Annotated in this window: 11 protein-coding genes and 1 pseudogene; 5 read left to right on the plus strand and 7 right to left on the minus strand. The window is 63.4% G+C overall.

The window, feature by feature from the left end; genetic code table 11:
- Window positions 1-3: 3 nt before the first annotated feature.
- From NKJ37_RS24640 to NKJ37_RS24650, 3 genes are read right to left on the minus strand one after another with little or no spacing between them, the layout of a single operon-like run.
- Window positions 4-855 carry an ABC transporter permease gene (locus tag NKJ37_RS24640; protein ID WP_352439847.1) on the minus strand — a complete coding sequence of 284 codons (852 nt, stop codon included), beginning with the start codon at window positions 853-855 and terminating at the stop codon, window positions 4-6.
- Window positions 842-1,669, minus strand: coding sequence for an ABC transporter ATP-binding protein (locus tag NKJ37_RS24645; RefSeq protein WP_352439846.1), 828 nt, complete (start codon window positions 1,667-1,669; stop codon window positions 842-844). The genes NKJ37_RS24640 and NKJ37_RS24645 overlap by 14 nt, the downstream gene beginning before the upstream one ends.
- Before the next feature lie 12 nt (window positions 1,670-1,681).
- A complete protein-coding gene (locus NKJ37_RS24650; protein ID WP_352775348.1) occupies window positions 1,682-2,686 on the minus strand; it encodes an ABC transporter substrate-binding protein in 1,005 nt (334 codons plus the stop codon).
- A gap of 264 nt (window positions 2,687-2,950) precedes the next feature.
- On the opposite strand from NKJ37_RS24650, the gene NKJ37_RS24655 reads away from it, so the two are divergent.
- The 4 genes and pseudogenes from NKJ37_RS24655 to NKJ37_RS24670 all read left to right on the plus strand — a co-directional run.
- Complete coding sequence (locus NKJ37_RS24655; RefSeq protein WP_352439844.1) at window positions 2,951-3,334, plus strand: RidA family protein; 384 nt, start codon at window positions 2,951-2,953, stop codon at window positions 3,332-3,334.
- A 54-nt stretch (window positions 3,335-3,388) separates the two neighbouring features.
- Window positions 3,389-4,192, plus strand: a complete 804-nt coding sequence (locus tag NKJ37_RS24660) for a creatininase family protein (RefSeq protein ID WP_352439843.1) — start codon at window positions 3,389-3,391, stop codon at window positions 4,190-4,192.
- A 169-nt stretch (window positions 4,193-4,361) separates the two neighbouring features.
- Window positions 4,362-4,616: a type II toxin-antitoxin system ParD family antitoxin gene (locus tag NKJ37_RS24665; protein ID WP_023812358.1), complete on the plus strand. Its 255-nt coding sequence runs from the start codon at window positions 4,362-4,364 to the stop codon at window positions 4,614-4,616.
- Window positions 4,616-4,900: pseudogene (locus NKJ37_RS24670) on the plus strand (type II toxin-antitoxin system RelE/ParE family toxin); the annotation flags it as partial. The gene NKJ37_RS24665 and the pseudogene NKJ37_RS24670, both read left to right, overlap by 1 nt.
- Before the next feature lie 34 nt (window positions 4,901-4,934).
- Here NKJ37_RS24670 and NKJ37_RS24675 read toward each other — a convergent pair.
- Together NKJ37_RS24675 and cobD are read right to left on the minus strand one after the other, a co-directional pair.
- Window positions 4,935-5,444, minus strand: a complete 510-nt coding sequence (locus NKJ37_RS24675; RefSeq protein ID WP_023812360.1) for a tyrosine phosphatase family protein — start codon at window positions 5,442-5,444, stop codon at window positions 4,935-4,937.
- Entirely contained in the window at window positions 5,441-6,490 is a 1,050-nt protein-coding gene (cobD, locus tag NKJ37_RS24680; protein WP_023812361.1) for a threonine-phosphate decarboxylase CobD, read from the minus strand. Before cobD ends, NKJ37_RS24675 begins: the two co-directional genes overlap by 4 nt.
- Between cobD and cbiB the strand changes: the two genes are divergently transcribed.
- Window positions 6,489-7,457 carry an adenosylcobinamide-phosphate synthase CbiB gene (gene cbiB, locus NKJ37_RS24685; RefSeq protein WP_352439842.1) on the plus strand — a complete coding sequence of 323 codons (969 nt, stop codon included), beginning with the start codon at window positions 6,489-6,491 and terminating at the stop codon, window positions 7,455-7,457. The two genes, cobD and cbiB, sit on opposite strands and share 2 nt — an antisense overlap.
- Before the next feature lie 271 nt (window positions 7,458-7,728).
- On the opposite strand, the gene cobO is transcribed toward cbiB, so the two are convergent.
- Both cobO and cobU read right to left on the minus strand, forming a co-directional pair.
- Window positions 7,729-8,343 (minus strand): cob(I)yrinic acid a,c-diamide adenosyltransferase, encoded by a 615-nt coding sequence (cobO, locus tag NKJ37_RS24690; protein WP_352439841.1) that lies wholly within the window; start codon window positions 8,341-8,343, stop codon window positions 7,729-7,731.
- Between the two features lies 1 nt (window position 8,344).
- On the minus strand, window positions 8,345-8,791 hold the full coding sequence (cobU, locus tag NKJ37_RS24695; RefSeq protein ID WP_352613731.1) for a bifunctional adenosylcobinamide kinase/adenosylcobinamide-phosphate guanylyltransferase: 447 nt from the start codon (window positions 8,789-8,791) through the stop codon (window positions 8,345-8,347).
- Window positions 8,792-8,909 lie beyond the last annotated feature (118 nt).

Below are 8,909 nucleotides of genomic sequence, written 5' to 3' on the forward strand. Positions count from 1 at the left end.
GGCCTAGCGCTCCTGCTTCAGTGCGCTTTCGTGCCAGCGCCGCAAAATGAGATGCGAAATCAGCGACAGCACGAGGAAGATCAAAATGCCGGTCAGCGAGATCAGGAACAGCGCCGCGAACAGCCGCGGCGCGTTGAGCCGGTAACCGGCCTCGATGATGCGCGAGGCAAGGCCGGACGACTGGCCGGTGGTGCCGGCGACGAACTCGGCCACCACCGCGCCGATCAGCGACAGGCCGCCGGCGATCTTCAGCCCGCCGAGGAAATAGGGCATCGCGGCCGGCAGCCTGAGATAGCGCAATTGCTGCCAGCGCGTCGCGCCATTGAGCTTGAATATGTCGCGCAGATTGCGGTCGACGGAGTTGAGGCCAAGCGTGGTGTTGGACAGGATCGGAAAGAAGGCGACGATCCAGGCGCACAGCAGAAGCTTGGTCGTCTGGTCGTTCACATAGATGTTGATCAGCGGAAAGATCGCCACGATCGGCGTCACCTGCAGCACGATGGCGAAGGGAAAGAACGACATCTCGACCCATTTCGATTGCGCGAACAGCACCGCCAGCCCGACCCCGCCGACGACCGCCAGAGCCAGGCTGAGGAAGGTGATGCGCAAGGTCACCAGCAGCGAGGAAAACAGCAGGCCGGCGTCGTTGTAGAGCGTCCACAGCACCACGCCCGGGCGCGGCAGGATGTATTGCGGAATCGCGTTCCAGACGCAGATGCGATCCCACAGCCAGATCGCCAGGATCATGATCGTTAGCGGCAGCAGCCAGCGGCCGATCCGTTCGAACCGCTCTTGGCGCACGCGGCGCGCTTCCTCGGGGTCGAGTTCGAGCACGCGCTCGTCAATGGCCGTCATGATGCGCGCCTGCTGTTGAATTGATGGCATTGACCAACACATCGGAGGCCTGACGGCAGAGTGCCGCATAGTCGGGCGAGGTGCGAAACGCCTCGTCGCGCGGATAGGAGGCCTCGATGGCGAGTTCGTCGAACACCCTGCCCGGCCGCGCCGCCATGACGACGACGCGGTTGGAGAGGAACACGCTTTCAAAGACGCTGTGGGTGACGAAGACGACGGTGAAGCGTTCGTCCTGCCACAGTTCCAGGAGATCGTTGTTGAGCTTGAAGCGGGTGATCTCGTCGAGTGCCGCGAACGGTTCGTCCATCAGCAGCACGCGCGGTTTGGTCACCATGGCCCGCGCGATCGAGACGCGCATCTTCATGCCGCCGGACAGTTCGCGCGGCACCGCGTCTTCGAAACCGGTTAGATGCACCCGCGCCAGCATTTCCGTGATCGCCGGTGTCGCCTTGGCGCGCGAAATGCCTTTCAGCCGAAGCGGCAGCCAGACATTGTCGAAAACATTGGCCCAGGGCAGCAGCGTCGGCTCCTGGAAGACGAAGCCGATGTTCGAACGGTCAAGCGAGCCACCGCCGCGCCAGTCGAGCACGCCGGAGGTCGGCGTCGACAGGCCGGCGATCAGCCGCAGCGCCGTCGACTTGCCGCACCCCGACGGCCCAAGCAGGCTGAGGAAATCGCCTTCCCGGATGGTCAGGTCGACGTCGCTGAGCGCCGTCACGCCGTTGGAAAATACCTTGCCGACGCCGCGCAGCGCCAGAAGCGTCGGGGCCGTACCCGACACAGCCGGCGCTGGCGCCACTTTTTCCCTTATCATGCCGGGACCGGCCTATTTCTTCAGCTCGAGCCCGACGCCCTTGTTGATGAAGGTCAGCGTGTAGGCCTTCTTGATGTCGATGCCGTCGGGCGTGACCTTGGCCTTGACCATCTTGTCGTAGAAGCTCTTGATCCGCTCGTCGGTCATGGCGCCGATGCCGAGCTTTTCGGTGTCGCCGGAATCGGCCAGGCCGAACTTCTTCATCTGCTCGATCGAGAACGCGATCTGCTCGTCGCTCATGTCGGGATTGTCTTTCTTGATCAAGTCGTTGGCGGCCTTGTTGTCGCCGTAGAGATATTTGTACCAGCCCTTGGCGGAGCCATCGACGAAGCACTGGACCACCTCCGGCTTCTTGTCGATCGTGTCCTGCATCACCTCGATCGTCGTCGAGTAGGTATCCCAGCCATAGTCGGCGAGCAGGAACTGGTTCGGCACGAAGCCGCCTTCCTTCTTGACCGCGAACGGCTCGGAGGTGACGTAGCCCTGCTGGATCGACTTCTTGTTGGCGAGGAAGGGAGCGGTGTTGTAGGTGTAGGGCGCGCGCTTGGAGGCATCGAAGCCGAGTTCGATGACCATCCACTGGAAGAAGGTCTGCACGCCCTCGTCACCCAATATGTACTGGTCGGCGTTCTTCAGGTCCTCCCATTTGTCGAGCCCTTCGCCGGGATGGGACATGATGACCTGCGGGTCCTTCTGGAAATCCGCCGCCACCACCCGCATCGGAATGCCTTGCTGGACGGCATCGAAAGCCGACAGCAGATTGCCGCCCATGTAGAAATCGATCTTGCCGGCCAGCAGCATCGGCCGGCCGCTGACCTGCGGACCGCCCTGCATAATGGTGACGTCGAGGCCGCAGGCAGCATAGGTGCCGTCCGCCACGGACTGGTAATATCCGCCATGCCCCGGCTCGGCCAACCAGTTGGTGCCGAAGGTGACTTTCTCATTCGCAGCAGCACCCAGCGTGCTGGCTGCAAGCAGGGCCACAACCCCCACCGAGATCTTCTGTTTTCCGTACATCGACACCACCCTCTGTTTGCTCCGGCGCGCCACGCGCCAGGCTCGACACCAAAGATTCAAGAAGCAAGACACATGCCACCGGCGTCTGGCGCCGGGCCGCCCGCTTGAAAGACGTTGCCATGCCAAGCGCGGACGGGTCATGCCGTACGGAAGGCATCGTGCCTATTTTTTGAACGGCTGTCCATAATCGCCCGGGCAACATGCACCGCCATCTTGAAGGTGCAATGGGTCGAGCCTTAGGCTACGGCCAAACCGGAGATTGCCATGTTCAGATTCCTCACCCCGAAGTCGATAAAGCCGCCCTTTGCCCGCTACAGCCACGGCGTCGAGGTACCGCCTGGAAAGCGGCTAGTGCTGTGCTCGGGTCAGGTCGCCATCACCGCGGACGACCAGATTCCCGAAGAGGCCGGCGCGCAGGCCGAACTCTGCTTCCGCAACATCGAAGCGATTCTCCGCGAAGCCGGGCTGGGCCTACGCGACATCATCCGTATCAACGCCTATGTCACCGACCGCGCGCATCTGCGGCCCTATATGGATGTCCGCGACCAGCTGTTTTCCAGCCCCGCGCCGGCCTCGACGCTGATGATCGTCTCCGGCTTTGCCCGACCCGAATTCAAGGTCGAGGTCGAGGCTATCGCGGCCGGGTGATCGACAGACAACCTCCGCCGCGCTAGGTCTGGCCGTTCATCGAAGAGGCATGACATGACTGTTGCGAAGAAACGCGCGTGGTGGGGCGACTACCGGACCACCGAATACGCCTCGATCGATCCGGAGGCGACGATCGCCGTGTTGCCGGTGGCGGCGATCGAGCAGCATGGGCCACATCTGCCGGTCTCTACCGACACTTCGATCATGAACGGCATGCTCGACACGGTTATTTCGCGCCTGCCCGACGATCTCGACATCCGCATCCTGCCGGTCCAGGCAGTGGGCAAGTCGAACGAACATCTGCACGCGCCGGGCACCCTCACTCTGCCGGCAACCACGCTGATAGAAGCCTGGACCGAGCTTGGCCTGTCGATCGCGCGCGCCGGGGTGCGCAAGCTGATCGTGGTCAATTCGCATGGCGGCAACGAAGAGATCATGGGCATTGTCACGCGCGAACTGCGCGTGCGTGAAAAGATGCTGGCGGTAAAGACCAGCTGGCAACGCTTCGGCCGCCCGTCCGGCATGTACACCGAGCTCGAGGACCGCCACGGCATCCATGGCGGCGATGTCGAGACCTCGCTGATGCTGCATTTCCGGCCGGACCTCGTCGACATGGCCAAGGCCGACAATTTCGTTTCCAATGTCGCCAAGGCCGAGAAGGAATTCTCGCTGCTGCGCCACACCGGCACCCACGCCTTCGCCTGGATAGCTGGCGATCTCAACCCGAACGGCGTCGTCGGCGATGCCAGCATCGCGACGGCGGAGAAAGGCCGGCTGACGGCAGAATATCAGGCCGACGGCTTCATCAGCCTGCTGCGGGATGTCCGCAAGGCGAAGCTCGCGGACTGGTTGACGTAGCCTCCAAACCAGTGGTCTGGCATCGAAAGGCAAACGCTGTCCTCTTGAACAAACCAGGCGACGGAGGGCGGATCAGACGATCACGCTTTTGCACAGAGAGATTTCCGCACAAGAGATTTTGACAAACTTTGCCAAAATGGGCCATACTGGACGGGATATGGAGGCCAGTATGGCAACGATGAACGTATCATTGCCCGATCCGATGAAAGATTGGGTTGAGGCGCAAACCGAAACGGGCCGCTACGCCAACGCGAGCGATTATGTGCGCGATTTGATCCGTCGGGATCAGGAGCGCAACGACAAGATTGCCGCCATGCAGCGCTTTGTCGATGATGGCTTGAAGAGTGGCATCGGCAATCGATCCAGGGACGCGCTTTTCACGGAGGCGGTTAAACGCGCTGAAAAGCCATCCGGCAATAGGTAGTGGGATTTCGCCTTTCTTTAGCCGCGGAAGAGGACATCGTCGGTATTGCCGAGCAAGGGGTGCGCCTGTTCGGCGCTGTGCAGGCCAGACAGTATCATGACGAGTTGTTCACGATCTTTGACCTGATCGCTGCCAGTCCCCGAATAGCGCGAGAGCGGCTTGAATTGAGGCCACCGATGCGTATCCATCCCTTCAAAGCCCATCTTGTCGTCTACCGGATCGAAGCCGACGACGACGTGTTCATTGTCCGGGTACGCCACGGGCATGAAGATTGGGCGAATGAAGGCCACTCGATAATCGAACAACGACATGGGGCAGCTAGCTGTCGATCCTCAGCGCAAAGGGCGTGCCTTCAAAGGCATCCGCACCGCGCCCGATCGATTCGATTGCCTCGATCATGCGGCCGTTGCGATCAAGCAGCGCATCGGCCACCGCAATCAGCCGCGGATTGGGTGTCGCCGATGGCGACAGCGTCCGCAATGTCTGAGCCAGTTCGGCCTCATCGCGTTTCGGCGCCAATGCCGCCGCAATGATGTAGGCGGAGGCGGTCGAGCGGCTGATGCCGGCATAGCAATGCACGAGCATCGGCCTTGCCCGGTCCCAGCGGCGCGCGAAATCGAGCAGGTTACGGACATGCTCCTCGCCCGGCATGGTCATGCCGTCCTGCGCCGCCGCGATGTCATGCATGACCAGATGCAGATGGTTTTCTCGGGCGATCGACGCCGGACGGACCACCTCCGTTCCGGCGGCAAGCAGCGACAGCATGCGGTCGGCGCCGGTCCTGGCCACCGTTTCCTCGATCTTTGCCAGCGAACAGACATGGATCATTGTTCCGAACCCTTCGATTGATCCTCGCGCCGCGACGCCCATTCGGCAAGAGCGGTCTCGAGCCGCTGCCATTCCTCCTCACTTCCCGGCAGGCCGGCGCGCAGAACGTCAGGCCGATCGGCAAAATGGCGAAGCAGGATGCCGCGCTCGCCGAGCGCGGCAAACAAATCGGCGGCATTGGTCAAACTGAGGAAACGATACAATGTGGTGCCGCCCGCTACGGGTACGCCGAAGCGGGCCAACAGCGCGTCGAGCCGCGCCGATGCGCCGGCAAGAGATGATCGCATCGCGTCCTGCCAGTCGATGTCGGCAAGCGCGCGGATGCCGTATTCCAGCGCCGGGCCGGCGACGGCCCATGGCCCGAATTGCGTCTCAAGCCGTTCGACCGTCGCTACATCGGAAAGTGCAAACCCGAGCCGCAGCCCGGCCAGGCCGAAGAACTTGCCGAACGAACGCAGGACGACGATACCGCCCTGGCCGACATCGCCGCAGAGGCTATGCTCGCGCGGCCCAACATCCATGAACGCCTCGTCGACAACCAGCAGCCCGCCCTTGGCGCGCAATCCGGCAGCCAGAGCCAGCAACCGGTCGCGCTCGATGACACGTCCATCCGGATTGTTCGGATTGACGATGATGGCAAGGTCGGCGTCCGCCAGGTCAGCGAAATCGCCGACCTCGGTCACCGCGTGCCCGGCGATCACTGCTGCGCGGGCATGTTCGGCGTAGGTCGGACCCAGCACCAGCGCCCTTCCGGGGGTAATCAGCGAGGCGACGCGCGGCAACAGGATCTGCGTGCCCGGTGCCGCCACGATGTTGGCTGGCGACGGCGCCCCATAGGCACTGGCAGCGATCTCTGTCAGCTCACGCGTGCGCGCGGCTTCCGGCAACCGCGACAGCGAGGTGGCGGGCAGGTCGAAAAGCGGGTAGGAGTGCGGATTGATACCGGTCGAGAGGTCGACGAATGGCAGCAGGGCGTTGGGAAAAAGCCCCCTCGCGCGGCCAAGACTTCCACCATGGTCCACAACCGCCCCATTAAGAAGCTTCATGTCAGTCCTGATCGCTTTCCTGTCATTGGCCGTCGAATTCGCCCTCGGTTACCCCGATTGGCTGTTTCGCGCCATCGGCCATCCGGTGACGTGGTTCGGCAGGCTGATATCCTTTCTCGACCACAGGCTCAACCGCGCCACTGATCCCGACGCGCTGCGTCGCAAGCGTGGTGTCCAGGCGCTGCTGGTCATCGTGCTGGTGCCGGCGATAATTGGCCTGGGCGTGCAGATCCTGTTCTGGTTTGTTCCCATGGGCCTCGTCATCACGGCCCTTCTGGCAACGTCGCTTCTGTCGCAAAAGAGCCTCTATGAGCATGTCGAGGCGGTGGCTGACGCGCTCGACACCGGCGGCCTGGCTTTGGGCCGCGTTGCCGTTTCGCGGATCGTCGGCCGCGACCCTGAAACGCTCGACAGGGCCGGCGTCTGCCGCGCGGCGATCGAGAGCCTGGCCGAGAATTTCTCTGACGGCATCGTCGCCCCTGCCTTCTGGACCGGCGTCGGCGGCCTGGCCGGCGGCGCCGCCTACAAGGCCGCCAACACCGCCGATTCGATGATCGGCCACCGCACCCCGCGCCACGAGGCGTTCGGCTGGGCAGCGGCGCGCTTCGACGACTGGATCAATCTGCCGGCGTCGCGGCTGACGGCGCTGCTGATCGTGCTGGCGGCGTTCCTCGTCAAAGGCGCTGATGCGAAAAATGCCTGGCATGCGGTATTGCGCGACGCGAAAAAACATCGCTCACCCAATGCCGGCTGGCCGGAAGCGGCGATGGCTGGCGCGCTCGGCCTGGCGCTCGCCGGGCCGCGCAGCTACGGCGGCGTCCTGGTCGACGACGTCTTCATGGGCGAAGGTGGGCGGCGCGAAGCCGACAGCCTCGACATCAGGCAGGCGCTGAAACTCTATCGCGTTGCCGACTATCTGCTGATCGCCCTGTTCGGGTTGGTTTCGGTCGTTGTCATCGTGACGTGATCTCACGCTCCCCCTTGTGGGCAGGGCTATCGCATATGGAATTCCTGAGATGTCTGCCCGGCACGGACCCCCACCCCTAGCCCCTCCCCACAAGGGCGAGGGAGACTTCCGCTGGCGCCGACCCAAGCGAATCGCCTGTCTTTTCGGCGCCAAAGAAGAATTAAAGGCACGCGGCAGCGTTCCCTCCCCCTTGTGGGGAGGGTTAGGGTGGGGGTCCCTCTTCGCAAGAATCCATATGCGATAGCCCTGCCTTCAAAGGGGGTAAGAAGCCTCAGAACTCGATCCCCTGCTGGGCCTTCACGCCCGCGGAAAAATGATGCTTGGTCACGCCCATCTCGGTGACGAGGTCGGCCGCCTCGACCAGCGCCGGCTTGGCGTTGCGGCCGGTGACCACGACATGCAGGCCCTCGCGCCGCGCTTTCAGCGCCGCAACCACCTTGTCGAGATCGAGATAGTCGTAGCGCAGCGCGATGTTCATCTCGTCGAGCACCAGCAGGCTGATCGACGGGTCGGCCATCAGCTCGAGCACCTTGGCCCACGCGGCTTCGGCCGCGGCGATGTCGCGCTTCAGATCCTGCGTTTCCCAGGTGAACCCCTCGCCCATCGCGTGCCAGACGACGCGGTCGCCGAAGGCGGCAAAGGCATCCTTCTCGCCGGTATGCCATTTGCCCTTGATGAACTGGACGACGCCGACGCGCTTGCCGTAGCCGAGCATTCGCAGCGCCAGGCCGAAGGCGGCTGTGGTCTTGCCCTTGCCCGGTCCGGTGTTGACGATGAGCAAGCCCTTCTCGACCGTCTTGCTCGCCACCTCGGCATCCTGCACCGCCTTGCGCTTGGCCATCTTGGCGCGGTGGCGTTCTTCGTCCTTATCGTCGATGTCGGTCATGTCATTTCACCTTGAGCGGTAGCCCCGCCACCATCAGCAGCACCGTATCGGCGACGGCGGCGACCTGCTGGTTGAGCCGGCCGGCGGCATCGCGAAACCGGCGCGCCAGTGCATTGTCCGGCACGATACCTTGGCCGACTTCATTGGACACCACGAACCATGGCCCGCGCGGCCGCGACAGCACGTCCGCCAACCGACGGCATTCAAGCTCGAAATCGTGTTCGGCCAGCATGTGGTTGGTCAGCCACAGCGTCAGGCAATCGACAAGCACCGGCCGATCGTCCGGCAAGGCGGCAAGCGTACCGGCGAGATCGAGCGGTGCGTCGATGGTCGTCCAGCCTTCGCCGCGCCGCGATCGGTGCAACGCGATGCGTTCATGCATCTCGTCATCATAGGCTTGCGCCGTGGCGACATAGGTCCAGGGCGGCGGCAATGCGGTCGCCAAAATTTCGGCGTGGGGGGGGGGGGGGGGGGGGCGGCGCGCCGGGGGGCCGGGGGCGGGCGGGGGAGTCTGCCGAGAGGAGGGCGGGGTGGGGTTAAGGCACGTAAGACGGGGGCCCACGAAA

Origin of the sequence: Mesorhizobium sp. M0140, from assembly GCF_040322475.1 — a bacterium.
GTDB lineage: Bacteria > Pseudomonadota > Alphaproteobacteria > Rhizobiales > Rhizobiaceae > Mesorhizobium.